This is a genomic window from Neptunomonas japonica DSM 18939 (genome assembly GCF_000422765.1).
In the GTDB taxonomy this organism is placed as follows: Bacteria; Pseudomonadota; Gammaproteobacteria; order Pseudomonadales; family Balneatricaceae; genus Neptunomonas; species Neptunomonas japonica.
In genome coordinates this window covers 134,603-161,346 of sequence record NZ_AUGR01000002.1, presented here as the reverse complement: position 1 = coordinate 161,346, position 26,744 = coordinate 134,603, and the positions used below count along the sequence as shown (strand labels likewise).

Genomic DNA, 26,744 nt, shown 5'->3' with positions numbered 1-26,744 from the left:
CATGAGCTGAAAAACAGCATTTCTGCATTCTATAACGTAGATAAACTTGATCATAAATGAGGAATAGCCATGAACACTAACGACCTATGCTTAAGAAAAGCCGTGTCAAACGAGGCCCAAAATGCAACATTCGCAGCACTGTTACAACAAAACATACAACGCTGGAAAGAATGCCTGCAGCACTGGCATATGAACTGGAGAACCCGCCAACAGTTATCCCAACTTAGTAGTTATCAATTAAAAGATATCGGTTTCAGCGCTGGAGAAGCTCAACAAGAAGTGGATAAACCGTTTTGGAAAGATTGATAGAAGTGTGTAGAACAAGGAGGTTGTGCTGGACAATCAATGTAACAATGGGAGGCAAGCCTCCCATTTTTTAAGCACCATATTTAAAACAAAATTACGTTAAATACTCAGCACTTATAGCAAAGTTTCTTGTGACTGAGCTGGTACATCCAAGCCCGCTAAAAAATTGTAACTCCTAGTATTAACAGTACTGTGATTATCGTTACTTAACTGTGCTTCAACTGACGTTCCTAAATCAGACAGCGGGCTATCAACTGAGATAAAAACCTGTGTTGAAGTAACATGGTCTGCGGCTAGCGTTGCTTCAACAGACTGTGTAGAAAAGTCACTTAGGCCACCGGCAAACGCCTGAGAAGTGAAAAGAGCGGAGGCAAGAAAAGCGGTTGTCAGTAAAGCTTTCATGGTGGTTTCCTTAAAGTTATTCAGCGTGTTTCGCTGTGATGGTGCTACTTTAAAACCTGTACCTGAAACCAAGCTGAAATAATAAAACAATTTTAAAAATATTTTATATTATTAGAACTAATCAAAAAAACGAATAGAAACCGTATTTTAATTAGCAATGATTCTTAATTAATAGCAGAAAAAATTAAAATAATACTATTTCATAGCTACTTTTTACCTGAATTTTTCATTGCTTTTATTGATAATAAAACCTGCTGCTTTTATAGTCCTTAAATAACTTTTATAAAAATATGCTTTTAGTAACACTCATATTGTGTTTCTAGCTTAAATATTTAAAAGAAAAGGGGTTATATTATGCAGTATTTACGTTTTATTATATTCCTCTGTCTAATTCCTTTATATGTAAATTCTGCAACAATAGACCCTTCATTATCAGCTGACTCTTTATATAAAAAAGGTATTAGTTACCTTGATCGTGCAAACCGCCACCCCCAAAAGGCTCTTGAACACCTTATTATCGCCTCAGATAAAGGCCATATACATTCATCATATTTACTCTATCTTTTATATACGAATGGAATTGGCACTACTATAGATAAGCGTAAGGCTAAAGAATATCTAGTGATAGCGGCGAATAAAAAACACCCCGATGCTTTGCATACATTAGGGCACAACTATGCCGCAGGCATTGGTGTAACAAAGGATACTAAACAAGCAACGTCCCTATTTAGACTGGCAGCAAAAGCAGGGCATAAACATGCCAAATTTGACTATTCAATTCGGCTAATACGGGGTGATGGCGTTACTAAAAATGTACCTTTAGCTGAAAAGTGGATGCTAAAGTCAGCACACGACAATAACCCCATGGCTCAAAAGAAAATTGCTTACTGGTATAGAGGTGGTTATGAGGGGATTGAAAAAAACCAAAAAAAATCCCATTACTGGTTTAAGAGAGCATTCGATAATTTTGAAATTGCAGCGACTAAAAAAAATGCATCGGCTCAATTTGAGTATGCTTACATGCTTTCAAATGGCTATGGAACTAAACAGAATAAAGCCAAAGCAGCAAAAATTTATCAGGCCTTAGCAAAAAATAATCATGCAGCGGCCCAGTTCTGGCTTGGCCAAATGTATGCAAGTGGTGAAGCGGTTACTAAAGATATGAACAAAGCAAAAGAGCTAACTTTAAAGTCTGCAGCACAAAACTTTAGACCTGCTTTAACGGTTAAGCAACAAGCGGGCTGGTAAAGGATTTACATATACTAATGGGAGGCTAAGCCTCCCAATATTCCTTAAAGCTGAGCTTCAGTTGACCCTGCGTGTACAACTAAACCTGTAAACGCTACTGTATTACTGTAAGTGCTGACTAGGTTGTTATTAGCATTACCCAAATGCGCTTGAACAGAAGCACCTAAGTCAGATAACGGACTGCTAACAGAAGCAAAACCCTGAGCCGTTACTGCATGATTTGAAGCTAAGTTAGCTTCAACAGACTGAGCAGAAAAATCACTTAAACCACCAGCAAATGCCTGTGAAGCGATAAGCGCAGAAGAAAGTAGAGCAGTCGTTAATATAGTTTTCATGGTCATTTCCTTAAAGTAGTTCAGCGTGTTTCGCTGTTGATGGTGCTACTTTAAAACTACTAGCTGAAACCAAACTGAAATAAGAAAAACATTATTGAATTATTTTTTACTAGTCTATTAGACCCAACAATACACATGACAAGGAGGCTATCGTAGTGACAACTTACCTATTCGATTGGGGAGATACCTTGATGGTAGACTTCCCTGATGCTAGCGGAAAAATGTGTAACTGGGATCATGTAGAAGCGATTACTGGTGCAGAAGAAACATTGGCACAACTCTCTAAAGATGCCCCCATATATCTAGCGACAGGTGCTGCTGATTCATCTGAAAAAGATATAATAAAGGCCTTCCAACGCGCTGGGTTAAACCCGTATATTACTGGGTACTTTTGTACAGAAAATTTGGGAGTACCCAAAGGGTCTCCTGACTTTTTCAATGCAATTTTAAAGCAATTAGATATTCCCGCTTCACAGGTCATCATGGTGGGCGACAGCTATACAAAGGATATAAAGCCAGCGCTTAGCGTAGGGATTACACCCGTCTGGTTTGCTCCAGATAACAATCAGCCGCCCTCACAAGAGGTGAGGACTATCCGCTGTTTGCGTGAGTTATACGTAGTAACATAATTATTTAGGGCCCTCTCATGCCACACTGTATTATTGAATATTCTGAAGGTTTAGAAGCATCGACAGCCCCAGCAGATTTGATTAATGCCGTTTTTCAAGGTGCACTCTCTTCTAGATTGTTTACAGAGGCAGACATTAAGATCCGAGCGCTCTGCTATAAGCACTATCAAACGGGCTCGAAGCAACAAGAGTTTGTTCACGTAACCTTAAAAATTTTATCCGGCCGAACCATCGAGCAACGCTGCAACCTATCTGAAGCCATTTTAAAAGAGCTTCAAGCAATAGAATTATCAGAAGTCTCATTAACAGTTGAAGTCTGTAATATGGAAAAGTCTTCCTACGCTAAAGCTGTACTGTAAATGCGTTAATCATCAGGAAACATAATAGCAAGAGGCGAATAAGAAATATGAATATCAAGGATTTATTAGGCATTGAATTACCTATTATTCAAGCACCTATGGCTGGAGTACAAGGGAGCGAGTTGGCCATTGCTGTATCTCACGCTGGGGGGTTAGGCTCGTTACCTTGCGCCATGCTTACACCTGACATGATTCGTAGCGAACTAACCGCCATTACTACAAAGACCAGTAAACCTTTTAATGTGAATTTCTTTTGTCACACGCCTCCTCATGTGAGCACAGAACGTGAAGGTATTTGGCGCAACGCGCTACAACCTTACTTTAGTGAATATAAAATCAATGCTGACGAGATTCCAGCAGGCCCTGGCCGCGCACCGTTTTCCCATGACATTGCCGATATCATTGAAGAGTTTCGCCCACCCGTCGTGAGCTTTCACTTTGGTTTACCATCACAAGATTTAATCGAACGCGTTAAAAACTGGGGCGCCAAGGTAATTTCATCGGCAACAACCGTTGAAGAGGCCCTATGGCTTGAGGCAAATGGTGCCGATGCCATCATTGCACAAGGGCTAGAAGCCGGTGGGCATAGAGGAATCTTTTTATCTGATGATATCACCACACAAATAGGTACTTTTTCGTTACTGCCTCAAATTGCTCAGGCCGTAAATATTCCTGTTATTGCTGCTGGCGGTATTGCCGATGCTAACGGTGTTTCAGCGGCACTATCTATTGGCGCAGCAGCGGTGCAAGTGGGTACCGCTTATCTACTTTGCCCAGAAACAAAAACCAGCAAGGTTCACCGCGCAGCACTGAAAAGCCCCTCGGCACAACACACCGCTCTTACTAACCTTTTCTCAGGTAGGCCGGCTCGTAGTATCGTTAACCGTGTTATTAGAGAAATAGGTCCTATTAGTAATAGCACGCCTGAATTCCCATTAGCGACAACGGCTATTACTGCGCTGCGCTCAAAAGCCGAAACCAATGGCAGCGGTGATTTTTCACCATTGTGGTGCGGGCAAAATGCGACAGGGTGTAAAGAGATACCAGCAGCGGAACTGACGAAGCAGCTAGCCAAAGGTCAGCTATAGCAGAGGATGTTTAGATGCACTCGTACAATAGTTTGAGCGTTTAACGCCCTACAAAAAAGCCGCTGAATTGTTCTAAATTAATTAGAATAATTAGCGGCAAAAGGTCTGTGTTAATTGAGGGAGGGCACGCCTCTCTAATAAGAAATTAAAGCTGTGTTTCTGTTGATCCAGCCGGTACGACTAAACCTGTTAGCGCAATTGTGTTGCTATAAGTACTGACTAGGTTGTTGCTACCTGCCAAGTGAGCCTCTACAGATGCGCCTAGATCAGACAGTGGGCTGCTAACAGAGGCAAATCCCTGAGCAGTAGATGCATGGCCTGTAGCTAGGTTAGCTTCAACAGACTGAGTATCAAAATGGCTTAAACCACCGGCAAATGCCTGTGAAGCGAAAAGAGCAGAAGAAAGAAGAGCAGTAGTCAGTAAAGTTTTCATAATGTCGTTTCCTTAAAGTGGTTCAGCGTGTTTCGCTGTTGATGGTGCTACTTTAAAACCACTAGCTGAAACCAAACTGAAATAAGAAAACTTATTTTAAAAATCTTTTGTTATTAAAACCTTTTCACTTAACTCGCTCACAAAGCATACACCTAACAACTCATCCATCACCTGCTATGACATTAAAGCGGCGCTAGTCCTTGGCAGAGAAAATATAAATCGAGAGCCCTGATTAAGTGTACTTTGCACTTGAATACTGGTGTCATGTAAGTCGAGTATGCGTTTTACTATTGCTAACCCTAAACCTGTCGAATGCGTATCTTCCCGGCTGTAGTCAGGATTGATATAAAAACGATCAAAGATAAAAGGTAAGTCTTCTTCCTTAATTCCACGCCCTGTATCAACAACGCTTACTTTTATACAACTACCTAAAGTTTTAGCGGTATTTTTGCCTTCACTTTCAGCAGCACTGTGCTCTGTCGCTTCTATGAGAAAAAGTATTTCTCCATTATCAGGCGTGTAGGCGATCGCATTACGGATAAGATTCTCAAACACCCGCTGAATCAAGCTAATATCAGCGAAAACGACTGCATTATGTTGGTCGTTGCGTACATCAATATGAATATTTTTAGCACTCACCTCCAAACTAAACTCCTGAATAATATCGAAGATCAACTCAGCCAAAGAGAACTGCTCGAAGTTAGGTACTACATGTGTAGACTCCAGTTTGGACAACTCAAACAAGTCTCCAATTAATTGCCCAAGCCGCTGAGAGCTTTTCATAGCAGTATTTAAGTATTCGAGCCTCTGCGCCTCTGTAAGCTGTCCATTCTTAATCAGCAGCGTTTCAAGATATCCTTGCACGGTAGACAGTGGGGTACGCAAATCATGAGATACATTAGAAATAAGTTCTCGCCTAACTTCATCCGCATCACTAAGCATCTCAAGTTGGCGGCGAATCTTTGTCGACATCCGTTCAAAGGTGAGCGTCAGTAGATCAATTTCATCATTAGAAGATTGGGGCTTAAGCTCTTTAACATCAAACAGCCGAGCATCTAATGTTAACTCACTAAAGCCATGCATTTTGTGACTTAACTTATTCAGACGCCGCACTAACAGGTTAAAAATAAGGACTCCTATGACCGCAGCAGCCAATGTAATCACAAGGATAGTCACCAGTATCATCGAACGGCTATAACTGCTTTGTATGCCATCCTCAATACCATCGTAAACCTCGCTTCCAAGAACGACATACAGGTAGCCTTGTAGTGTATCGGTATAACGTATTTCAGCTGCTGAAAATATCTTATCAATGCCTATATGGCGTGGATCACTGGCACGAATAGGAAATGTTGTGTCACCAGCCAAAAACTGTTTTATAGGTTCTAGTGGAACCGCCGCTTGCACGTTGGTTTCAGGCGGTAGGGCGTGCGCTATGATTTTTCCGTCAATATCGAGTAAATAAACCTCTGCTATCGGGTTGATAATCATAGCTTGGTTCGCCAAAGATTGAATTGCAGCGACGTTAGGTAAACCTTCAGCGCCCTGTATTAGCTGATATTCACCCGTAATATACATGGCAATACTGGCATTCAGTTTTTGCGTCAACTCTTCGTAATATATCCTCATCCACGCCTGACTCGCCGCCATCACGCACATACCAACGGCAATCACTATCATAATTACCGCAATGGAAAGGCGGGAGCTGAGCGTACTTGTGATACCACGCTTCATCGAGTAATCTTCAGCTGAAGGGGGTGACGTCGCCACTGTAGCGGTGGTTCTCATGAGGCGAGCCTTTGTGAATCCAGTTTATAACCAACACCCCATACTGTGACAATGATATTTGGGTTGTTCGGGTCTTCTTCAATTTTTGAGCGTAACCTATTAATGTGTGAATTAACGGTATGTTCATAACCATCATGACCGTAACCCCAAACGCCATCAAGTAGCTCGGAGCGACGAAAGACACGCCCTGGTTGGTTAGCAAAATGCAGCAACAGATCAAACTCGCGTGCCGTTAAATCAATAACTTTCTCAGCGAGTGTTACTTGGTGCAGCTCTTCATCAATACAGAGGTCACCAATGCGAATAATGCTCGCCGTTTGCGGTATCACTTTTTGCATAGCACTCACGCGCCGAAAAATAGCTTTAACGCGGGAGATAAGCTCCATGACACTAAAGGGCTTAGTCACATAATCATCTGCACCTAGGTCGAGTCCTAAAACACGATCAAGCTCACTCGAGCGCGATGTTAGTAGCAAAATAGGTACATAACCAACATTGCGCCTAACATTTCTACAAATTTCTAATCCAGATGGACCCGGCAGTTGGATATCGAGGATAAGCAGGTCCCATTCCACAGAACTGGAAAGGCGTAACCCTTCATGCCCATCAGACACGTGTGTAACCTCAGCGCCCAGGTCAGTAAAGTGCAATGTCAGTAATCCTGCAATATCATCCTGATCTTCGACAATCAGTATTTTTTTGTTTTCCATAAATAGCTTTGAACCCACCATGTCAAAATGGTTGCCTGCAATATCAACAGAGTTAAACCAGTAGCACTCTATTTTCCTTACGAACTACACGCTTTACATGAGCGTTTATTAAGATTCTACCTGCTAAATATCACGAAACTCTCACAATAAAAGCTTAAATATCACATCGAAGCCAACATTATCCCAAGCTGTTATTAATCACAGATAGATTTACCACAAACACAGAAGACTGCTGCGATAACTTTGTGCATAACCCCCCGTAAACTGCGCTTAGCCAGTAACGGTGATTTAAAAAGACTAAACATAATTCGTGCAGCTACTCTAAACAATCCCCTTCAATTGATTTGTGGTAGCAAAGACGCGCAACAACCAACCTAAGGAAAAATAACATGAACAAGAGCGCCAGAATTTTAGGTATCAGCGTCGCTACCGCCCTAGCCACAGCAAGTTTAAGTAATGCAGCACAAGCAGGTGATGGGTTTTACCTAGGTGGACATATTCAAAGCTCTACTTTGTCCCATAGCATTGAACGTAATACAGGACTAGCAACAAGCCCAAGCATCACAAGCTTTGCAGAAGAAAGCGATGTAGCGATAGGTTTGCACCTTGGTTATAAATATCACGTAACTGATGATGTATTTGTTGCTGCTGAAGTCTTCTATAACGATGAAAATGCCAGCACTACAAATATCAACAACATGCTACAAACGAAGATTGATTTGCAATCTAGCTACGGCGTTAACTTTAAAGCCGGTGTAGATGTCACTCATAAGTTCTCTGTTTACGGTATTGCAGGGGCTACTGCTTTAGATTTTGATATTCATAACAGTTACCCATTCGCCCCCCCTATGCGCAGCGGCAGCGAAAGCGAAGTAGGCCTAACACTAGGGCTTGGCTTTGAATACGCAGTCAATGATAAGTGGTCGGTTAAAGGGGAGTACACACGTATTAATGATGTAGATTTCTCACCGTTACCAGAAGTTGCAGTCCCTGGAAAAATCAATCCTAACGAACTTGATTATGACAGCATGAAATTAGCGCTAAGTTACTCTTTCTAACAGTCAGAGTTACGTAAAGTAATAGAGCCTTGAAGCCATACGACGCGGTTATGGCCTCAAGGTTGTAGATATAACTTACAGCTGAGCTTCTGTTGATCCAGCCGGTGCAATCAAGCCTGCAAATACAACAGTGTTGCCATAAGTGCTAACGATATCCTGACTAGCGTTATCTAGCTGTGCTTCTGTTGATACTCCTACGTTAGACAGTGGGCTATCAACGGATGCAAAACCTTGCGCTGAAGCAACATGACCGGCAGCGAGGTTAGCTTCAACCGAGTGTTCAGAAAAATCACTTAGGCCAGCAGCAAATGCCTGTGAAGCGAAAAGAGCAGAAGAAAGAAGAGTAGCCGTAAGTAGAGTTTTCATGATGTTGTTTCCTTAAAGTTATTCAGCGTGTTTCGCTGTGATGGTGCTACTTTAAAATCCGTAGCTGAAACCAAACTGAAATAAGAAAACTTATTTTAAAAATCTTTTGTTATATCCAATCTTTATACTTTTAAGCTTAAGCATGACGCCTTATTTGCTCTGAACAAAACGCTAACCGTTATTCATATCTCTTATCAGTCAGCGTTTTTAAAAAAGCCACCAGCGCATCAATACGCTTATCATCCAAAGCGGGGCCCGTTTCCAGTTCTTTACGTGAGAGAGTTTGCGCAATTTCTGGCTCACGCCATTGCTCTCCCGTTTCTGGGTTGATCTGTCGTTTTACACTACGGCTGTTGTATTTGTTATAGAACAGGATAACGGTGCGTAAGTCGGTAAAAACGCCGTTATGCATATAGGGCCCGGTCACCGCAACATTACGCAGTGTCGGTGTTTTAAATTTGCCGCGCTGGGCTACATCGTCTACGTCAGGATGGTTAAGCAAACCCTGGTCAAGCTGAGTAGTGCCATTAATTGCTCGTAATGCTGTGTTAACAGGCACGCCAATGTTATGGAACTCATAGTTACTAAATGTTTCTTTTTGCTGCTCTGGCAAGGTACGTAATTGGTGACAAAGGTTACAGTTGGTGAACTGCTGGGAGAAGAAAAGGGTGCGGCCTAAATCTTCTTGCGGTGTTAATTGGTACTCGCCGCGTAAATAACGATCATATTTGGCATCAAACGGGGAGAAAAACTCGCTTTCCTCAAAGGCGGCAATGGCATCGCTCATGGCAGCATAGGCTTTATCTGCATCTTCAAAAATAGCGTCTCCATAAATGCCTTTAAAAGCTACTTGGTACTGGCTGTTTTCTTGTATTCGAGCAGCCGTGCTGGCTTTATTTGCTAGCCCCATTTCGCCAGGATTTAGCGGTGGGCCACCCGCTTGTTCCGCTAAAGAATCAGCGCGGCCATCCCAAAACTGTCCACCTTTAAAAACACCCTCTGATGTTTTCTGAAAATGCGGTGAAAACGCGGCATAACTGGCTGATGGAGCATTGCGATCACCCAGCGATTTCCCATCATCACCTAGCGATGCAGCTAAAGCGGTACCTGAACCGCGATGGTCCGAAAAACCTTTGTCAGGCGCATGGCAGCTCGCACATGACTGTGTTCGATTTTGTGACAAATTAACATCAAAGAACAACTGCTGCCCTAGTGTTGCTTTTTGACTCTCTACTTGGGAGCTTTCAAGCGAAGGGGTTGGAACTGCATTTACAGCGCTAATATTGAATAGCGCGACCGAAGCTAACAAAAATACGCTTGCCGTTCTCAACGTAACATCTCCGAAAATATTCATAAAAAATAACAACACTGTTTGTAATGATAACGCTTATCATTTATATTTTCATCCAAGAATTTCATCTCAGGACTTTTCTAATGAAAACATTTACAAAACTAGCACTCACAGTTGCACTTGGAACCATTAGCGGTGCAGTGCTAGCCAACAATGCAACTTCTGTTATCGATACATATGGTGATATTGCCGAAGCGACTTATGGCGACTCCCTTACCACAGCTAAAACGCTCAAAACATCTATTGATGCGCTGTTAGCATCGCCTACTCAAGCAAGTCTAAATGCAGCCAAGCAAGCATGGATTGATGCTCGTGAACCTTACCAGCAAACAGAAGCGTTTCGTTTTGGCAACGCGATTGTTGATGAGTGGGAAGGTAAAGTAAATGCATGGCCTTTGGATGAAGGACTTATCGATTATGTTAACAATGGTAGTTATGGCGAAGAGTCAGACGAAAATTTACTGTATACCGCTAACGTAGTTGCCAACCCTATTCTGAAACTTGGCAATACCACTATTGATGCAACCCACATCACTCCACAGCTACTATCCGAGACATTACATGAAGTTGATGATGTTGAGGCAAATGTTGCGACTGGCTACCACGCTATTGAGTTTTTATTATGGGGCCAAGACCTTAATGGCACAGAAAAAGGGGCAGGCATCCGCCCAGTAACTGATTACAGCCTAACAGACTGCACGGGTGGCAGCTGTGAGCGTCGTCGTGAATACCTAAGTGCGGTTACAACACTGCTAATTACCGATCTAGAAGAGATGGCAAACAACTGGAAAGACGGCGGTGCGGCGCGTAAAGAGTTGGCCGCTAAAAGTGATAACCAAGCACTCGCTACTATCCTTAGTGGTATGGGCAGCCTCTCTTATGGAGAACTAGCAGGGGAGCGTATAAAGCTTGGTTTAATGCTGCATGACCCTGAAGAAGAACATGATTGCTTCTCAGATAACACTCATAACTCACACTACTTTGATGCCAAAGGGATTAAAAACGTTTACCTCGGCGAATACACTCGCGTTGATGGCAGTGTCGTTAAAGGGCCAAGCCTATCGTCAATGGTACGTGCTGAATCATCTGAAGTTGATCAGCAATTACGTGCAGAGTTAGATGCTACAGAAGCGGCTATGCAAGCAATGGTTGACCAAGCAGGCATGGGCAATACATTTGATGTACTGATCGCCAGCGGTAACCAAGCAGGTAATGCTGTCGTACAGAAAACTGTTGACGCTCTCACAACACAAACTCGTTCAATTGAAAAAGCGATGCGTGTATTAAAGCTAGACAATATTGAACTAGAAGGCTCTGATAGCCTAGATAACCCAAGTACTATATTGGCAAATTAATACGAGCGCATGAAAAAATCTTTTTTCATCTTGGTACTTATCGGCGCGGTTGCTGCTTTTACAGCAGTAACCGCGTCTAACCTTTCTTTGTTTTCTAAAGCGTACGCTGCTGCACCTTTGCCCTCTACTCAGAACGCCAGCAGCTCTCAACCTGCGGTTAGCAAACATATTTTTTCATTGCCCCAAGCCAACCTGACTCAAGAAGAGCGACTTTCGTTTGTTCTGGGAAAAAGCTTATTTGAGAAAATATGGGTGTCTTCGCCATCATCGACAACGGCTAGCGATGGTCTTGGCCCACTTTATAATGCTCGATCATGCCTAAGTTGCCATATTCGAAATGGTCGCGGCCAGCCTACAAATACTAAAAATCCCGACCACATGGCAGCATCTATGATGATGCGCATAAGCATTCCCGCACAAACAGAACAACATAAAGCAGACTTAGCAGCAGGTCTCATTGGCGTGGTTCCCGAGCCGACATATGGCACTCAATTACAAGATTCTTCGGTACAAGGGCTGCTTGCTGAAGGAAAAGCAACAATACGTTATAACGAAATACCCATTAAGTTATCCACAGAAGCTCCTAGTCCAACAGAGAAAAGTGCAATCTCGTTACGTGCGCCAGAATATACAATAGAGCAGCTTAACTACGGCCCACTACCAAACAATATACAGATGTCCCCACGCATCGCTCCCCCGATGATAGGCCTTGGGTTACTGGCAGCTATCAGCGAAACAGACATTCTTGCCAAAGAAGACCCAAACGATATCGATGGGGATGGTATTTCTGGGCGAGCCAACCGCGTCTGGGATATCCAGCAACAACAAACCACTCTAGGGCGTTTTGGTTGGAAAGCAGGAAACCCAACACTGCTACAACAAAATAATGCAGCCCTACATTCTGACATTGGTATATCATCACCCATGTTCCCTTCAGGGGCAGGTGAGTGCACCGCACAACAAACTGACTGCCAGTCATTTACCAACGGTAATAGCGCACATTTGGATAATGCTGAGGCATCTGCTCAAATGGTGAGTTTAATAGAATTTTACACACGTAACCTCGCTGTTCCTAAAAGAAGAAATAGTCATACGCCAGCAGTCCTTAATGGACAAGCTACCTTTACACAAATAGGCTGCCAGCGCTGTCATACACCTCGTTATGAAACGCCGAGCGATGTACCTGCAGCTCAAGCTAACCAGGTAATCTGGCCTTACACAGACCTATTACTACATGATATGGGCGAAGGGCTGGCTGACCATCGTCCAGAGTTTCAGGCATCGGGGCGTGAGTGGCGCACTCCACCTCTGTGGGGAGTAGGCTTAACAAAAGCCGTTAGCCGGCATACTCAGTTTTTGCATGACGGCCGCGCTAGAAATTTATACGAAGCCATTCTTTGGCACGGTGGAGAAGCTCAAGCGAGTAAAGCTAGTTTCATGCAACTACCACTACAAGATAGAAACAATTTAATCACTTTTTTGGAGTCTCTCTAATGTTACCTACCGGCTCGCTGACACCTGTGCTACTCGGCGTCACTTTATTTATATTAGGAGCAGGTGTTGTTCACGCTGCATCGTCACAAGCTCCCTCTGAGGAGCAATGGCACACATTAAACAATGCCATTATCGAGCAGCATGTCTTACCACGTTACCAGCACTTAGCAGACAACAGTGCTGTGATGTCACAACAACTGGCGCGTTTGTGTGCAACCCCTAGCAGCGATAACTTAAACGCTGCCCAGACAAGCTTTAAAACCGCTCAAGCAAGCTGGCAAGGTGTACAGCATATACAGTTTGGCCCCGTCACCATGCTGATGCGTAATCACTCGCTACAATACTGGCCGGACAAAAAAAATACGGGCGCAAAGCAACTCAAGTCTATTCTAAAGACAACAGATCAGACATTTGACGATGAGTTTTTCCGCTCAGCTAGCATCAGCTTAAAAGGTTTTCCTGCACTAGAGCGCTTACTGTTTGCCAATAATAAGCATATACAAGATAGCAAAGCCGTTGAATGCAGCCTTGCTGCTGCAATCGCCCAGCATATTCACGAAACATCACTCTCTATCCAGAGCGAGTGGACAGAAGAAGCCCGACAGATCTCACTGGCAGGCCAAAAAGTACTTCCCGGCGCTAGCCATGTTGCGGCCTATCAAGTCTACGAAACTCCTTCAGAAGCCGCCACAGAGTTCATGAAGTCTCTCGTTGAGCCAGTAGAGGCAATTCGTGACAACAAACTACTGAAGCCATTAGCCGCCTCTGCCGAGGAAAGCCGCTGGAAGAAAAGCGAATCATGGCGCAGCGAGCAGTCTGTTAATAATATCCAACAAAATCTGGCTGCTTTACATGAGCTATACAGTGGTACACAGCCCTCCAGCGTTAAAACATTGCTCGAAGCGGCGGGGGATAAGTTAAATGCCCACGCAATTGAAGCAGAGTTTAATCTGATCAGTGAAGAGCTGAAAAACATACCCGCTGTTACTCAATTAAACGTCACAGCTGACACATATCAAACCTTGATGCACACCAGCGACCAGTTAAAAGCTCTGCAGGGTAAATTAGCCGCCGCTATGCAGACTCTCAATATTCAACTCGGATTCAACAGTCGTGACGGGGATTAATCGCCGTACGTTTCTTGGCTGGGCTGCTGCCGCGCCCGCTCTGTTACACAGCCACATAACACTAGCGGCTGTGGATAACTTAGGCACACAACGCTTTGCTTCAGCAAGCCAAGCAGCCGATGGCTTGTTCTATCTGTACTTGTTTGATGGTCTTGGCAAAGAGGTCGCCCAGCATTTATTACCAAGCCGTGCTCATCAAATAGTAAGCCACCCCACACAGCCATGGGTGCTAGCGGTAGCACGCCGTCCCGGCACCACTATTGATATCTTCAACTATCAAACCGGGAGCTTAGTAAAGCGACTTAATTCTAGTCACGGTTACCATCTATACGGGCACGCTCAAGTCACTACCGATGGCCGCTACCTACTCACCACAGAAAAAAAACCCTCACAAGAAAATGGGCGACTAGTCGTTCGTGATATCCAGCAGGGTTTTGAAATAGTAAAAGAGCACTCTACCGCCGGTATTGGCCCGCATGAGTTGCGTCTATCTGCTGACCAAAAAACCATGGTAATTGCTAATGGAGGCATAAAAACCAAAGGCCGCGAAAAAATTAATCTCGAGTCAATGCAGCCCTCATTAGCCTATGTAGATATCCACAGCGGCGAGTTACTAGAGCAAGTATATTTGCCTCCTCAATATCACCAATCCAGCATTCGACATCTTGATATCTCACCCAATGGTCAAGTGATTATGGCTATGCAGTATCAGGGAAACCCTGGCGACTCTGTGCCTCTTGTTGCTCTGCATTCTCGTGGCGAAGCGATCCAGACATTAACTATCCCAGCACAAATCAATGGACGTCTTAACCAATATTGCGGCAGTGCTTGCTTTGATAGCACAGGTGATTTTGCAGCGGTGTCTGCACCGCGAGGTAACTTGATTACACTTTGGAATATAAAAACGCAGCAGTTTCATGCCGCCATTAAGGTAAGCGATGGCTGTGGTATCGCCAAAGCAAAAGACGCCGGGGAGTTTATAGTGAGCTCTGGAACCGGCCGCTTGTATACACTGAATAGCCAAAAAATGACGCGTACAGCCATCCCAACAACGCTCAAGGTAAAATGGGATAACCATCTATCCAAGATCGCGCAGGTTTAATCTACGCGCCTAAACAGCTGTTGCTGGCGTTTCTCTATAGCTTGAGCCAATAAAAATAGGCTTTTTAACCTCTCATCAGTCAAAAAACAGTAAAGCTTACGAAAGCAAAGCAAAAACAGCTAACAACATTGATTATTAAACCATCCTGCTTTGTTTTCGTTAGTTAGTCTCTGTCTCCCACGTGTGTTCCCGCCTTACAATAGCTCCATTCAAGACCCTCTATTGGACGCTTACACATATGAACACACTGAAACCATCTCACGCGCTTCTCGTTTTGGTCGCCGCCATTTGGGGCTTTGCCTTTGTTGCGCAAACCACTGGGATGAAGCACCTTGGCCCGCACAGCTTTAATGCTGCTCGATTTTTATTAGGTGCGTTTTCTCTTGTTCCTTTGTGGCTCATTTTAGGTAAGCACAAACTTCCGCTAAACAAAGACTTGTTCATTGGTGGCTTAGTCGCCGGAACAGTTATGTTTGCAGGGTTTAGTTTTCAGCAAATAGGATTGCAATACACCACAGCGGGTAATGCCGGTTTTATCACCGGTATGTACATAGTTATGGTTCCGATTGCCGGAATTGCTCTGGGCCATGCGACTAATATGAAGACCTGGTGTGGGGTTTTACTTGCACTGGCGGGGCTTTTTGCACTGTCAGTATCTGATGATTTAACCGTCAACAAAGGCGATGCATTAGAGCTTGTGGGAGCGCTTTTCTGGACAGCCCATGTACTCATTTTAGGCTGGTTATGCCGTAAAGTAGACGCCATTAGCTTAACTATCATGCAGTTCCTGGTCGCAACGGTTTTAGCCACTGCCGCCATGCTTATTTTTGAAGAGCCCACTCTTGCGCAATTTGAGCTGGCGCTTTTACCTTTGCTTTATGCTGGTGTCGCCTCTAGTGGTATCGCCTTCACACTTCAGATCATTGCTCAGCGCCAAGTTGAACCTAGCGTCACCGCTCTTATTTTATCCACAGAAGCTGTTTTTGCCGTTATTGGAGGCTGGTTATTGCTCAACGAGCAACTCACTAACAACCAGCTGACAGGGTGTGGATTAATGCTATTAGGAATGCTGATTAGCCAATGGCCTCAGCGAAAAAGCAAAGTAGCCATTGAGCAAAGTGCCGTTTAGCCGCCGCTAACAGAATAAGCTTTACACAAAAAGCTTATTCAAAAAAGTCTACTCAAAAAAAGTATCGGGTAGCGTTCGGTGTACCGGTGTTGAAAGAATCATCATGGTATTGGTGTCACTCATATCACCAAAGAGTTCTAATATTTCATCTAATCTGGCCATCGATACAGTGGCCATTTTAATGACAAACGCTTGCTCTCCAGTGGTGTTATAACATTCGATAATATCCGGAATCGTTAGCAGCAGCTCTTTAAACTGGCGCTCCATAGCGCGAAACACTTTACATTGCACAATCGCTACAACAGGAAGCCCCAACTTATCCATATCCACTGATACGGAATAGCCGCTAATAACGCCTTCTTGTTCTAATTTTCGGATGCGCTCAGCTACTGCCGGTGCTGAAAGATGAACCTGTTTGCCAAGTTCAGCATAGGAGATACGAGCATTATGCTGTAGCGCTTTAAGAATACGGCGGTTTATATTATCAATCATACCTGCAAAATCTTTCCTTAAAAGCGACTAAAAAACAGCAACATTAGCGCTGTCGATAGGGGATCTGACAATAGCCAATTCCTCGCTTAGGCGCTACTCCTTCCTTCGCTAGATACATTGATAAAGAGTTCATTGAGAGGTTAATATTGGGAGTGGGACCTAAAAATATATGCTGAATCTGTAGCTTTTCTTCAGAGGGAGCTACCAGCGAAAACTCAAAGAAGGGCACCAGCATCGAGGTACCTTCACGATAATGCACTGAGGGGTCTTTAAAATCGGTAATGACCGGTGAAACAATGCGCCATTCCTCTTCTTCCTGAAAAGAAGGGTGTTTAAGTACCGCTGCAATACGTAGCAAATCACTCTCAACTTGCTCAAATACTTCGGCAAACACTAAGTCATCACGACAACCATGCGCACCACACGACAAAGCAGCGAGGTCTTCCACAAAGTCTACTATTTGATGGATCAGGGCGCGCTGGCGTTTACGGTCATAGATGCACTTACCCACCATAAACGACTGCTTGCGCGCACATGCGAGTATTTGCTTGGGATCAAAACCAATACTAACGCCTTTGCCTAGTTCACTGTAGCCTCGCCATTGGCTCAATAAATTACCATTGGCTCTGAACGATCCAGCAAATAACATATGACCGTTTGTCACCCGCCGAGCTATCCAATCTTCAAACTGGTTCAGTAGCTTAGGGTTAGGGTGGCCTAGGGTAATACGCTCGTTTACCTCTTCACGTATCAAGGTCACCATGTGGTTCAATTCGGCGGAGTCATTCATGTAGCGAATATCACTGGCCCATAGCGAGCCACTGGCCACTATACCTAACAAACCGGAGAAAGATGTATAGTGGTAAATCGTTTCACTGGGTGTATCGGAGTAGAGTTGTTGGGTAATTTCGCTAACCATATCCTGAGCCGTGCCTCTCAAATTAAACATGCGAACGTACAATTAACATTAGCACACTTTGCGCAGCAGCCTATCTCCAGGAGGCTATGCTCAAACAACGCACAAAGACCGCAATTAGAAAAACACTCATAAAAAAGGGGCCTCATACGCTGTATGAGAACCCCTTTAATTTAGCTCAGCTGTTGCTTATAGCTTTTTAGACAGCTCTGTTAGTTCGCGAATAACAACCGTAAAGGTAGCACTATCGGCATCAGTGGTAGAGCGTAGCTCTCCTAATACACGCTCCCAACGCTTCAAGCCTGGCTCGTTTTTCTCAAGCCAGCTTTGCGCGAGTGCTTGCCCACTTAACTCGCTATCACTCATCAATACAGAGCGTGTTAGACGGCTTTGCTGCGTGTTCAGATCTTCATTGAAGCCTTCACGAGCCAACAACTGCCAGTGGTTTTCAGGCTCAATTTGGCGAATACGCTCACTCACCCAATCCAGCTGTAACCGTTCGCCCAACCAGAAATCAACTTCTGCCGTGTTGAGAATCGGCTGGTTAACCTCATCAGACACTTCACTGATAGCAAGAGCCGCATACAAGCGCTCGGCACACGTAATACGCGCAGCAAGGTCTTCAGGAATGCCTACATCAATGAGCTTCTGGCATTGGCCTAACCAGTGCGTTTTCAAGTCACCTGAAAGCAACTCAGTAAACGATGTTCTGATCTCTGCTACTGCTGGCTTAAAGCGGTTAATCACTTCCTGTACTTTAAAGCAGCCTCGGTTACAGACATTACGTAGCAACCAGTAGCTTGCACGACGCATCAAGCGTAACAAATCAACCATCATTCGCTGCTGCACGCCCGTTGGTACGATGTTATCTAGTGCTTCAATCTGTTCCCAGATCTCACGCAGTTCGAACACATCTCGCGCTACCAGATAAGCAACTGCCACCTGATCTGCAGACTGGCCTGCGGTTTCCATCATGCGGTTAGTGAAAGTGATACCCATATGGTTCACCATCGCATTAGCCACCTGGGTTGCGATGATCTCTTTCTTCAGCTGATGGTCTTGCACCGCCTCAGGGAAACGTTCAACCAGCTGTTCAGGAAAGGCTTCTTTAATCTCATTCTTGACGTATGGGTCGTCAGTAATCCAGGTATGCGTTAACTGCTCTTTAAGCTCCGCCTTGGTATAGGAAATCAAAACCGATAGCTCAGGCCTAGTAAGCTGCAGTTTGGCCTGCTGGCGCTGCTGTAAAGCCTCGTTATCGGGTAAAAACTCCAAATCACGATCCAAACGACCTTCATCTTCAAGACGATCCATCAGACGAACATATTCATCCTGAGATTTTCCGGCATGTTCAAGCGCTAAACTGAGCGCTCTTGCCTGTCTGTCGTTACTTTTCAACACTTGTACTGCTACAGCATCAGTCATGTCACGTAACAAGTCATTACGCTGTTTAACCGTTAAGTCGCCATCAGCAATACATTTATTGAGCAAGATTTTGATATTAACTTCATGGTCGGAGCAATCAACCCCACCGGCATTATCGATAAAATCGGTGTTGCAAGCACCACCGTTGTGACAGAACTCAATACGTCCTAATTGAGTAAAGCCTAAATTACCGCCTTCTCCCAGTACTTTGCAACGCAGCTCATTACCATTGACACGTAATGAGTCATTCGCCTTATCACCCACATCTGAATGACTTTCCTGACTGGATTTCACATAAGTACCGATACCACCGTTCCAAAAAAGGTCGATAGGTGCTTTCAATAAAGCAGAGATCAAATCATTCGGAGAAAGCTTGTCTTCTTTAATATCGAAGTGCTTCTTCATCTCGGGTGTCAGCGTAATCGATTTAGCTGAGCGAAGGAAAACACCACCGCCTTTAGAAATTAGTGAAGTGTTATAGTCTTCCCAGCCAGAGCGCGGCAGTGCAAACATGCGCTGGCGTTCGACAAAGCTACTTGCTTCGTCAGGCGTAGGATCGATAAAGATATGCATATGGTTAAATGCGGCCACTAAGCGGATTTTATCCGACAGCAACATACCATTACCAAACACATCGCCTGCCATGTCGCCTACAGCGATAACGGTGAATGGGTCTGTTTGGGTATTGATACCCATTTCACGAAAATGCAGTTTAACGGACTCCCAAGCGCCCTTGGCGGTAATTCCCATGCCTTTATGGTCATACCCTTGGCTTCCGCCCGAAGCGAATGCATCGCCCATCCAGAAGCCGTAAGTCTCGGCAATCTCATTGGCAATATCAGAGAATGTCGCTGTGCCTTTATCAGCGGCGACCACCAAGTAAGGATCATCCTCATCATGACGGACCACATTCTCAGGAGGGATAACTTCGCCATTTTGTAAGTTATCTGCCACATCAAGTAAACCACGAATAAAGATCTTATAGCTGGCAATACCTTCAGCGAGTATCTCATCACGTGTGCCACCTTGCGGTAGACATTTAGCAACAAAACCACCTTTTGCGCCAACCGGTACAATAACCGCATTTTTTACTTGCTGTGCTTTAACTAAGCCCAGAACCTCAGTACGATAATCTTCCTGACGGTCTGACCAACGTAACCCACCACGAGCAACCTTACCACCACGTAGATGTACACCTTCAACACGAGGTGAATAAACAAACATCTCGAACATAGGTAACGGTTTAGGTATATCAGCGACTAAGTGCGGATTAAGCTTAAAGGATTGGTATTCTTTAGGCTCATTGTTCTCGTTGAGCTGGAAAAAGTTGGTACGTAACGTTGCTTTAATAAGCTCAAGGAAACGTCTCAGAATTTTGTCATCGTTAAGGTTATCAACCTTATCCAACGCATCAAGGATACTGCTTTCAATACGCCCGACTAATGCTTGTACTTTGCCTTTAGCCTGACGAGTTGGATCAAAGCGCGCACGGAACAGCGCCACCAGCAAACGGCTAACCTGTGTATGACGCGTCAAGGTTTCAGCAATGTACGCCTGACTAAAGCCAAAGCGAATCTGTTGGTTGTAACGAGCATAAGCACGCAACATCGCTACTTCACGCCAATTTAAACCCGCGCCCAGTACTAAGCGGTTAAACTCATCATTATCAGCCAGTCCCTGCCAAATAGCGGCATAAGATTGCTGGAAAATATCTTTAACTTCATCTAGCTCAATCGGCTCTGAGCCACCACGGTGTGATAACGAGAAATCATGAATCCAATAGGTTTTTCCGTTAACACAGCTCACCACATAAGGGTGCTCACCCACCACACGTAAACCTAAGTTTTCTAACACAGGAATAACGTCAGATAGAATGAGCGGCTCTTCTGCGGTAAATAACTTAAAGCGCAATACCGATTGAGATTGCTCAAGAAGACGGTAAAAACTCATGCTTAGAGGCTGTTTAGCCAGCAGTTCCATCTTTTCAATATCGTGCACGGCATGTAGCGTCGTAAAATGCTCGCGATACGCAACAGGAAACGACTCTCGATAAAGGTTACTACGAGTTGTACCTTGCTCTTCTCCACAGGCTTCAATCAGTGCGCTCTGCAGGTCATCATTCCATGAACGCGACAACTCTTGTACTTCAGCTTCGAGCTGCTCAAGGTCAGGCGCTTCCTGACCTGGTTTAACACGAAGTACAAAATGGGTACGAGCCAATACGGACTCGCTAAATGAATTGGTAAACTCAATATCCTGTGCATTAAAGACTTTCTCTAGCAAGTGCTGCACATTCAAACGCAGTGCCGTACTAAAGAGATCACGTGGTGCGTAATACAAGCATGAAAAGAACTGACCGCTCTTATCTTCACGCACTAACAAACAGGCACGTCGTCTTTCCTGCAAATAGAATATCTTAAGCGCTATCTGATACAGCTCTTCTTCTGATGCTAAAAATAACTCATCACGTGGAAGATCGATCAATACCTGTTCAAGAGACTTACCACTATGGCCATGAGGATTAAAGCCAGAGTGCGCTAAGACGCGCTCTACTTTCTGGCGAATCATTGGTATGCGCTTAGGTCTTTCACGATAAACAGGTGAGGTGTACAAACCAAGAAAACGCGTGGCGCCAACACATTCGTTTTGTTCGTTGAAGTGGCTAATAATCACTAAATCTAAATACGCAGGACGATGTACTCTGGAGCGCTCGCAATGGCGCTCAACCCGCAAAGGTAATTCAGAGCTCTCAGTATTACCAAGCTGAACCAGCTCAGGCAGCGTTAACATGCCTAGCGCTGAGTTCTCTTGTACAAGCATTTCGGTGCCGTTAAATTCAACCTGATCACTGGCTAAAAAAGTAAAGTGATCATCCATTAGCCATTCAGTAAATGCGTTCTCTTGCTCATAACCTGCATCGGCTAGTGCTTTTGCACATCCTGCGGCGCGGTCTTTCATCGAAGTGAAGTCATTAACCGAAACAGACACCGCGGACATGGCAAGCATCAATTCTGACTGTAGGTCTTTCAGCAGTTCTGGTTCGGTATGACGATCAACTTCTAGATAAATGTACGACTCAGTAACACCCTCGCCATTACTGGTTAACTCATTGAGAGCCTCGCCCTTACGGTCTACCCATAAGACAACATTCTGAATCACATGAATCCCAATACCTTGTCGATTAAGCTCCATACGAATCGAATCAACAATAAAAGGGGAGTCCACCGTCAGAATTTGTACAACCGTGTGGTTACTATGCCAGCCATGCTGTTCTAAATCAGGGTTAAACACCTGAATTTTAGAGCACGAGGCATCAAACTGTTTGAGGAAGGACCAGGAAGATAGAGTAGCGCCGTAAATAGCCTCTATCGGTCGTTGCGCAATTTCGTCTTCAGGGGCGTAAGTGAAAAACTGATCAGCAAACTGCTCAACTTTTGGGGCCTGTTCACCGCCTAGTCTTTTTTGGAGCAATTCCTTTAATTTGATCAAGGTTTTATTATTTTTTTTATTAGCTATCTCGCTGTCCATTTAGTGTGAGCTCCACTGTTTGCTTATCGGGATAAAATGGGATCAATGAAAAATCATAACGCTTAAATTATCAGATCTAGCTGTTTTCAGTATGATATGCCCTGAAAAGGTGCGCATCAAACTTTAGTATACTCTTTGATAGATTTCTGCAAAAACTTCCCGAGAATGGCGCAATTTCTCTATTTCATGGCGCAATTTTATCTTCGCTAAGCACCGCCATACGGCATATCTAGGGCATCTCTAAAGCAGATGGTCAATTCAGGTACTTTAGTCCTATAGAACCGGTGCTTTTGTAGAACAGCCTAAGAAAAGCCTTACTCAATATACTGTCTTTACCTGTTATTGAGAGGGGATACCTAATGAAAGCAACCTTGCTATCGACTTTAATTTTATGCTCTGCACTGGCTTCACCTTTATCGGTACAAGCTGAAGAGGGCGGTATGACTGAAGCCGGACGGCAGATATTTAACCACCATTGCACCGCCTGCCATTCACTTGAACCGAGTAAAAACTCCTTCGGCCCGAACCTGATCGGCGTAGTAAACCGTAAAGCAGCCTCAATGCCTCGCTTCGCTTATTCTGAAGCGATGAAAAAGTCCGGCATAACATGGGATGAAGACAACCTGCGAAAATGGATTTCTGACAACGAAGCCCTTGTACCTGATACACGCATGCGTCATGTGTCCATCACAGACAGAGCAGAACAAGACTACCTCATAAGCTTCTTACGCTCGCTGAAATAGCATCCGTAACGCCTATAACAACCAGAGGGGCACAAGCCCCGTCTGGTTTATTACTTTCAACCCGATGTTGTCGCTTTATGTAACTCTTTAAGGCGCTTCACTACTTGGTGATTAATACTGCGTTGAGTAAAGCTTCCATCAGCTTTACGTTTACCCACTGAACGCCCCATCAAGATTTCTAAGCACTCATCTACTGTAGCAACGGCATATATTCTGAACTCACCACGCTCAACGGCCTCTACAACCGTCTTTTTAAGCATCAGATTACGTACATTTGCCCGAGGAATGATTACGCCTTGCGGGCCCGTTAGGCCTCGGGTTTCACATAGCTTATAAAAACCTTCAATTTTTTCGTTCACACCACCAATTGCTTGGACTTCACCGTACTGATTGATTGATCCGGTGAGAGCGTATTGTTGAAAAATAGGGATATGCGTCAACGCTGAAATAAGCGTACATATCTCAGCTAATGAGGCACTATCGCCATCGATATAACCATAAGACTGCTCTAACGCGATACTAGCAGAGAGCGTTAACGGGAAGTCTTGAGCATACTGATGTCCTAAGTAGCCAGAGAGAATCAATACGCCTTTAGAATGTATCGACTGCCCTAACTGCACCTCGCGCTCTATATCGACAATGCCCCGGCTACCAGGGTGTACTGTCGCAGTAATACGTGCCGGTGTACCAAACGAAACATCACCCACTTGTAGTACGGTTAGACCATTACTTTTCCCGATGGCCTTACCATCGGTATCGATCAGCACTGTTTCGTTTAAGATGCTTTCCAAAATTTTCTGCGCAAGCCGGCCCGTACGTTTTTCTTGAGCATCTAGCGCCATTTCAACATGCTTGGCATTAATCAGGTCTTCACCTGCTGATTTTCGCTTGTAATCTGCTTCACATAACAGATCCACCAGCTCACCAATATGAGCTGATAATAGATCCTGGTCACCCGACAAACGCGAGCTTTGCTCAACTAAACGCGCCACGGCATCACGAGTAAGAGGTGCCAAGCTTTCTTCAGCAGCTAAGGTTTTCATCAAGCGTGCATAATTGCGGATGGTAGCAGGAGCCCGCTCCACGTCTTCGTCAAAATCTACAACGACGCGGAACATCTTCTCGAAATCTTGATCCATCTCTTGCAGCAAATAATAAGTATCACGCCCACCAATCAATACGACTTTTACATGCAGCGGCATGGGAGCAGGGCTTAACGTAATGGTACTGATACCCGAATACTCACTCATTGGGTTTTCTATACGAATTTCATGCGCTTTGAGTGCACGCTTTAGGGCCCCATATACAAAGGGTTGCTCTAGCAGTTTCTCCGCCTCTAAAACAAGATATCCACCGTTAGCGTTATGCAATGCTCCTGGGCGAATCATCTGGTAATTAGTGACCATTGCCCCCATATCATTATTGTATTCCACCCGACCAAACAGGTTCTCGTAACTAGGATGAGCTTCAAAAATAACAGGCGAACCTTTGGTTTTGCTGTTATCCACAAGCAGGTTCACACCAAACTGATCATCCAACAATGTGCGTCGACCGTTCTCGGTACGTGCTTCAATTAGTCTTTCATCATTAATCAAATCGGCGCTATTTTTGACGATATGGCTTTCTAGCTGATTAAAGTAATCAGCCAAACCACTAATATTATTATATTTCTCTTTAACTGTTTGAATCAGGGGAGATACTGTTTGGCGTGCGGTATCACGGTCGAGTATTTTCATTTTCTCGGCGGCTTCACGGCGCCATTGCGGCAATTCAGTCAGACTCTCTGTTAGATAATCTTCTAATTCAGAGATGTTTTTTGAAAATGTATCTCGCACCTCTTCTGATAGCTGAGAAAACATCGCCTCATCCATTGCCTGACCTTCAGCAACGGGAGTAAAACCTACCGTCCCACCTTCTTGATAAACCGCAATGCTATTTTCACGCGCGCGCTTTTCCACACTATCAATTGCCTGATCATAGTGGCGATTAAAATCGCGCTCTATTTTACTTTTCTTGCGCTGATAAGCAGGGTTCTCAAACACCGCGGGTAACTCTGTCATGATCGTTTCAATCATGCGCTTATTATCACGGCGTAGCTGTGAAGCTTTACCTGCTTGCAACTCCATCGCAACAGGGTAGCGGTCATCCAGGAGGTTATTCAGATAACACCAGTCACTGGGCTTTTTTTCTTTTTTCGCAATGCCTTTTAAACTTTCCATCGCGAATGAGAAGCGTCCGGTATGCGGATTACCCATAACAAAAAGATTATAACCGGGGCGACGCATTCCCACGCCGAAGCCCATGGCTTCGATGGCACGTTCCTGACCAAAAAAACCATTGAAGTTCTCCAAAGTTTCCGTGGTTAAAAAAGGCAATATATCGGTGTCACATACTTTATAAAGGGCTTCGGTAGGGAGGGATTTCAACTTTTCCATCAGTACATCCTGAGCCGGAGGGTTTATAAACTTTATAAACCCTGATCGGCAGGTATGCAAGAAAACAGATGAAATTAGTCTAGGTTTAAGGCTTCTAAATCAATGATTTAATATCTGCTCACGTAGGCTGCTAATAAGTGAAGTGGTATCGGGACGTACACCTCTCCATATATAGAAAGATTCGGCAGCCTGCTCAACGAGCATGCCAAGACCGTCTAGCTGCCGACAGGCACCTTCGCTGCTCGCCCAACGGTTGAATACAGTAGGCTGTGCACTATACATCATGTCATAACACCACGACTGTGAGTGCACCATGCCCTGTGGCAATACGGGCATTTCTCCTTGAAGGCTAGCCGCAGTACCATTGATAATCAGATCAAAGGGGCCACATAAGGTATCCAAAGATGATGCTCTAACATTACCAAACGGCGAAAATAACTCGGCCAAGGTTTGCGCTTTTGCAACAGTCCGGTTAGCAATCACGACTTCGCTTGGATTTTGCTCCAGCACAGGCTTCATCACACCGCGAACAGCGCCCCCTGCACCCAACACTAATACTTTTTTTCCGACTATCGAATAACCATAGTTTTCTTGGATATCTCGTACCATACCCACACCATCGGTATTCTCACCACACAGTAACCCTTCATCGTTTAAGTACAGGGTGTTCACGGCACCCGCAAGCTCAGCACGCTCGGAACGAACTTTAGCTACGTGCCATGCATCTTCTTTAAAAGGAACGGTCACATTTAGCCCTTTACCACCTTCAGCCAAGAAACTCATTACCGTTTCTTTAAACTTATCAACAGGTGCACAAATAGCTTCATAGCTCAGCAACTGAGTGGTTTGCTGAGCAAACTGCGTATGTATTGCAGGGGACTTTGAGTGTGATATTGGGTTACCAAAAACAGCATACTTATCCACA

General features: G+C 44.4%; 24 protein-coding genes. 12 read left to right on the top strand and 12 right to left on the bottom strand.

Translation table 11 applies throughout. The annotated features are described in order from the left end of the window. Positions 1-69: 69 nt before the first annotated feature. Positions 70-306, top strand: coding sequence for a DUF1127 domain-containing protein (locus G511_RS0102815; protein WP_051221466.1), 237 nt, complete (start codon positions 70-72; stop codon positions 304-306). A 114-nt stretch (positions 307-420) separates the two neighbouring features. Here G511_RS0102815 and G511_RS0102810 read toward each other — a convergent pair whose 3' ends face one another. Beyond that, positions 421-708 (bottom strand): hypothetical protein, encoded by a 288-nt coding sequence (locus tag G511_RS0102810; RefSeq protein ID WP_028468284.1) that lies wholly within the window; start codon positions 706-708, stop codon positions 421-423. A 354-nt stretch (positions 709-1,062) separates the two neighbouring features. Between G511_RS0102810 and G511_RS0102805 the strand changes: the two genes are divergently transcribed. Then, complete coding sequence (locus G511_RS0102805) at positions 1,063-1,956, top strand: tetratricopeptide repeat protein (RefSeq protein ID WP_028468283.1); 894 nt, start codon at positions 1,063-1,065, stop codon at positions 1,954-1,956. Positions 1,957-2,000: 44 nt separating this feature from the next. Here the strand turns inward: G511_RS0102805 and G511_RS0102800 are convergent, their stop codons facing one another. Continuing rightward, on the bottom strand, positions 2,001-2,291 hold the full coding sequence (locus G511_RS0102800) for a hypothetical protein (RefSeq protein WP_028468282.1): 291 nt from the start codon (positions 2,289-2,291) through the stop codon (positions 2,001-2,003). 155 nt (positions 2,292-2,446) lie between these two features. On the opposite strand from G511_RS0102800, the gene G511_RS0102795 reads away from it, so the two are divergent. From G511_RS0102795 to G511_RS0102785, 3 genes are read left to right on the top strand one after another with little or no spacing between them, the layout of a single operon-like run. Beyond that, a complete protein-coding gene (locus tag G511_RS0102795; protein ID WP_211224850.1) occupies positions 2,447-2,920 on the top strand; it encodes an HAD family hydrolase in 474 nt (157 codons plus the stop codon). A 17-nt stretch (positions 2,921-2,937) separates the two neighbouring features. Further along, positions 2,938-3,279 (top strand): 5-carboxymethyl-2-hydroxymuconate Delta-isomerase, encoded by a 342-nt coding sequence (locus G511_RS0102790; protein ID WP_028468280.1) that lies wholly within the window; start codon positions 2,938-2,940, stop codon positions 3,277-3,279. 47 nt (positions 3,280-3,326) lie between these two features. Further along, on the top strand, positions 3,327-4,367 hold the full coding sequence (locus G511_RS0102785; RefSeq protein ID WP_028468279.1) for an NAD(P)H-dependent flavin oxidoreductase: 1,041 nt from the start codon (positions 3,327-3,329) through the stop codon (positions 4,365-4,367). Positions 4,368-4,512: 145 nt separating this feature from the next. Here the strand turns inward: G511_RS0102785 and G511_RS0102780 are convergent, their stop codons facing one another. The 3 genes from G511_RS0102780 to G511_RS0102770 form a co-directional block, all read right to left on the bottom strand. Continuing rightward, positions 4,513-4,800 carry a hypothetical protein gene (locus tag G511_RS0102780; RefSeq protein ID WP_028468278.1) on the bottom strand — a complete coding sequence of 96 codons (288 nt, stop codon included), beginning with the start codon at positions 4,798-4,800 and terminating at the stop codon, positions 4,513-4,515. Positions 4,801-4,974: 174 nt separating this feature from the next. Then, positions 4,975-6,588 (bottom strand): sensor histidine kinase, encoded by a 1,614-nt coding sequence (locus tag G511_RS0102775; RefSeq protein ID WP_028468277.1) that lies wholly within the window; start codon positions 6,586-6,588, stop codon positions 4,975-4,977. After that, on the bottom strand, positions 6,585-7,298 hold the full coding sequence (locus G511_RS0102770) for a response regulator transcription factor (RefSeq protein ID WP_028468276.1): 714 nt from the start codon (positions 7,296-7,298) through the stop codon (positions 6,585-6,587). Before G511_RS0102770 ends, G511_RS0102775 begins: the two co-directional genes overlap by 4 nt. A gap of 389 nt (positions 7,299-7,687) precedes the next feature. Between G511_RS0102770 and G511_RS0102765 the strand changes: the two genes are divergently transcribed. Further along, positions 7,688-8,356, top strand: coding sequence for an outer membrane protein (locus G511_RS0102765; RefSeq protein WP_028468275.1), 669 nt, complete (start codon positions 7,688-7,690; stop codon positions 8,354-8,356). A gap of 75 nt (positions 8,357-8,431) precedes the next feature. On the opposite strand, the gene G511_RS0102760 is transcribed toward G511_RS0102765, so the two are convergent. Both G511_RS0102760 and G511_RS0102755 read right to left on the bottom strand, forming a co-directional pair. Then, the gene (locus G511_RS0102760) at positions 8,432-8,722 is read right to left on the bottom strand and encodes a hypothetical protein (RefSeq protein ID WP_028468274.1); all 291 of its coding nucleotides are present in this window, start codon (positions 8,720-8,722) and stop codon (positions 8,432-8,434) included. Positions 8,723-8,900: 178 nt separating this feature from the next. Beyond that, positions 8,901-10,076, bottom strand: a complete 1,176-nt coding sequence (locus G511_RS0102755) for a cytochrome-c peroxidase (protein ID WP_028468273.1) — start codon at positions 10,074-10,076, stop codon at positions 8,901-8,903. 80 nt (positions 10,077-10,156) lie between these two features. On the opposite strand from G511_RS0102755, the gene G511_RS0102750 reads away from it, so the two are divergent. From G511_RS0102750 to G511_RS0102730, 5 genes are all read left to right on the top strand, one after another. Further along, on the top strand, positions 10,157-11,428 hold the full coding sequence (locus tag G511_RS0102750; RefSeq protein WP_028468272.1) for an imelysin family protein: 1,272 nt from the start codon (positions 10,157-10,159) through the stop codon (positions 11,426-11,428). Positions 11,429-11,437: 9 nt separating this feature from the next. Continuing rightward, the gene (locus tag G511_RS0102745) at positions 11,438-12,922 is read left to right on the top strand and encodes a di-heme oxidoreductase family protein (protein WP_051221465.1); all 1,485 of its coding nucleotides are present in this window, start codon (positions 11,438-11,440) and stop codon (positions 12,920-12,922) included. Then, complete coding sequence (locus G511_RS0102740; RefSeq protein ID WP_051221463.1) at positions 12,922-14,049, top strand: imelysin family protein; 1,128 nt, start codon at positions 12,922-12,924, stop codon at positions 14,047-14,049. Before G511_RS0102745 ends, G511_RS0102740 begins: the two co-directional genes overlap by 1 nt. After that, the gene (locus G511_RS0102735; protein WP_028468269.1) at positions 14,036-15,151 is read left to right on the top strand and encodes a DUF1513 domain-containing protein; all 1,116 of its coding nucleotides are present in this window, start codon (positions 14,036-14,038) and stop codon (positions 15,149-15,151) included. Before G511_RS0102740 ends, G511_RS0102735 begins: the two co-directional genes overlap by 14 nt. Before the next feature lie 238 nt (positions 15,152-15,389). Beyond that, positions 15,390-16,280: a DMT family transporter gene (locus G511_RS0102730; RefSeq protein WP_036551029.1), complete on the top strand. Its 891-nt coding sequence runs from the start codon at positions 15,390-15,392 to the stop codon at positions 16,278-16,280. A 48-nt stretch (positions 16,281-16,328) separates the two neighbouring features. On the opposite strand, the gene G511_RS0102725 is transcribed toward G511_RS0102730, so the two are convergent. From G511_RS0102725 to G511_RS0102710, 3 genes are all read right to left on the bottom strand, one after another. Further along, a complete protein-coding gene (locus tag G511_RS0102725) occupies positions 16,329-16,772 on the bottom strand; it encodes an Lrp/AsnC family transcriptional regulator (protein WP_245573801.1) in 444 nt (147 codons plus the stop codon). Between the two features lie 43 nt (positions 16,773-16,815). Further along, positions 16,816-17,721 carry a DUF2971 domain-containing protein gene (locus tag G511_RS0102720; RefSeq protein ID WP_245573800.1) on the bottom strand — a complete coding sequence of 302 codons (906 nt, stop codon included), beginning with the start codon at positions 17,719-17,721 and terminating at the stop codon, positions 16,816-16,818. Positions 17,722-17,877: 156 nt separating this feature from the next. After that, the gene (locus G511_RS0102710; RefSeq protein WP_028468265.1) at positions 17,878-22,641 is read right to left on the bottom strand and encodes an NAD-glutamate dehydrogenase; all 4,764 of its coding nucleotides are present in this window, start codon (positions 22,639-22,641) and stop codon (positions 17,878-17,880) included. 359 nt (positions 22,642-23,000) lie between these two features. Between G511_RS0102710 and G511_RS0102705 the strand changes: the two genes are divergently transcribed. After that, positions 23,001-23,384: a c-type cytochrome gene (locus tag G511_RS0102705; RefSeq protein ID WP_028468264.1), complete on the top strand. Its 384-nt coding sequence runs from the start codon at positions 23,001-23,003 to the stop codon at positions 23,382-23,384. A gap of 56 nt (positions 23,385-23,440) precedes the next feature. On the opposite strand, the gene G511_RS0102700 is transcribed toward G511_RS0102705, so the two are convergent. Both G511_RS0102700 and aroE read right to left on the bottom strand, forming a co-directional pair. Beyond that, complete coding sequence (locus G511_RS0102700) at positions 23,441-25,819, bottom strand: Lon protease family protein (RefSeq protein WP_028468263.1); 2,379 nt, start codon at positions 25,817-25,819, stop codon at positions 23,441-23,443. Positions 25,820-25,918: 99 nt separating this feature from the next. Continuing rightward, positions 25,919-26,743 (bottom strand): shikimate dehydrogenase, encoded by an 825-nt coding sequence (gene aroE, locus G511_RS0102695; protein WP_028468262.1) that lies wholly within the window; start codon positions 26,741-26,743, stop codon positions 25,919-25,921. Position 26,744 lies beyond the last annotated feature (1 nt).

Coding starts and splice junctions, on each gene's coding strand:
- G511_RS0102815 (WP_051221466.1), top strand. CDS start 70: ATGAACACTAACGACCTATGCTTAAGAAAAGCCGTGTCAAACGAGGCC.
- G511_RS0102810 (WP_028468284.1), bottom strand. CDS start 708: ATGAAAGCTTTACTGACAACCGCTTTTCTTGCCTCCGCTCTTTTCACT.
- G511_RS0102805 (WP_028468283.1), top strand. CDS start 1,063: ATGCAGTATTTACGTTTTATTATATTCCTCTGTCTAATTCCTTTATAT.
- G511_RS0102800 (WP_028468282.1), bottom strand. CDS start 2,291: ATGAAAACTATATTAACGACTGCTCTACTTTCTTCTGCGCTTATCGCT.
- G511_RS0102790 (WP_028468280.1), top strand. CDS start 2,938: ATGCCACACTGTATTATTGAATATTCTGAAGGTTTAGAAGCATCGACA.
- G511_RS0102785 (WP_028468279.1), top strand. CDS start 3,327: ATGAATATCAAGGATTTATTAGGCATTGAATTACCTATTATTCAAGCA.
- G511_RS0102780 (WP_028468278.1), bottom strand. CDS start 4,800: ATGAAAACTTTACTGACTACTGCTCTTCTTTCTTCTGCTCTTTTCGCT.
- G511_RS0102775 (WP_028468277.1), bottom strand. CDS start 6,588: ATGAGAACCACCGCTACAGTGGCGACGTCACCCCCTTCAGCTGAAGAT.
- G511_RS0102770 (WP_028468276.1), bottom strand. CDS start 7,298: ATGGAAAACAAAAAAATACTGATTGTCGAAGATCAGGATGATATTGCA.
- G511_RS0102765 (WP_028468275.1), top strand. CDS start 7,688: ATGAACAAGAGCGCCAGAATTTTAGGTATCAGCGTCGCTACCGCCCTA.
- G511_RS0102760 (WP_028468274.1), bottom strand. CDS start 8,722: ATGAAAACTCTACTTACGGCTACTCTTCTTTCTTCTGCTCTTTTCGCT.
- G511_RS0102755 (WP_028468273.1), bottom strand. CDS start 10,076: ATGAATATTTTCGGAGATGTTACGTTGAGAACGGCAAGCGTATTTTTG.
- G511_RS0102750 (WP_028468272.1), top strand. CDS start 10,157: ATGAAAACATTTACAAAACTAGCACTCACAGTTGCACTTGGAACCATT.
- G511_RS0102745 (WP_051221465.1), top strand. CDS start 11,438: ATGAAAAAATCTTTTTTCATCTTGGTACTTATCGGCGCGGTTGCTGCT.
- G511_RS0102740 (WP_051221463.1), top strand. CDS start 12,922: ATGTTACCTACCGGCTCGCTGACACCTGTGCTACTCGGCGTCACTTTA.
- G511_RS0102730 (WP_036551029.1), top strand. CDS start 15,390: ATGAACACACTGAAACCATCTCACGCGCTTCTCGTTTTGGTCGCCGCC.
- G511_RS0102725 (WP_245573801.1), bottom strand. CDS start 16,772: ATGATTGATAATATAAACCGCCGTATTCTTAAAGCGCTACAGCATAAT.
- G511_RS0102720 (WP_245573800.1), bottom strand. CDS start 17,721: ATGTTTAATTTGAGAGGCACGGCTCAGGATATGGTTAGCGAAATTACC.
- G511_RS0102710 (WP_028468265.1), bottom strand. CDS start 22,641: ATGGACAGCGAGATAGCTAATAAAAAAAATAATAAAACCTTGATCAAA.
- G511_RS0102705 (WP_028468264.1), top strand. CDS start 23,001: ATGAAAGCAACCTTGCTATCGACTTTAATTTTATGCTCTGCACTGGCT.
- G511_RS0102700 (WP_028468263.1), bottom strand. CDS start 25,819: ATGGAAAAGTTGAAATCCCTCCCTACCGAAGCCCTTTATAAAGTATGT.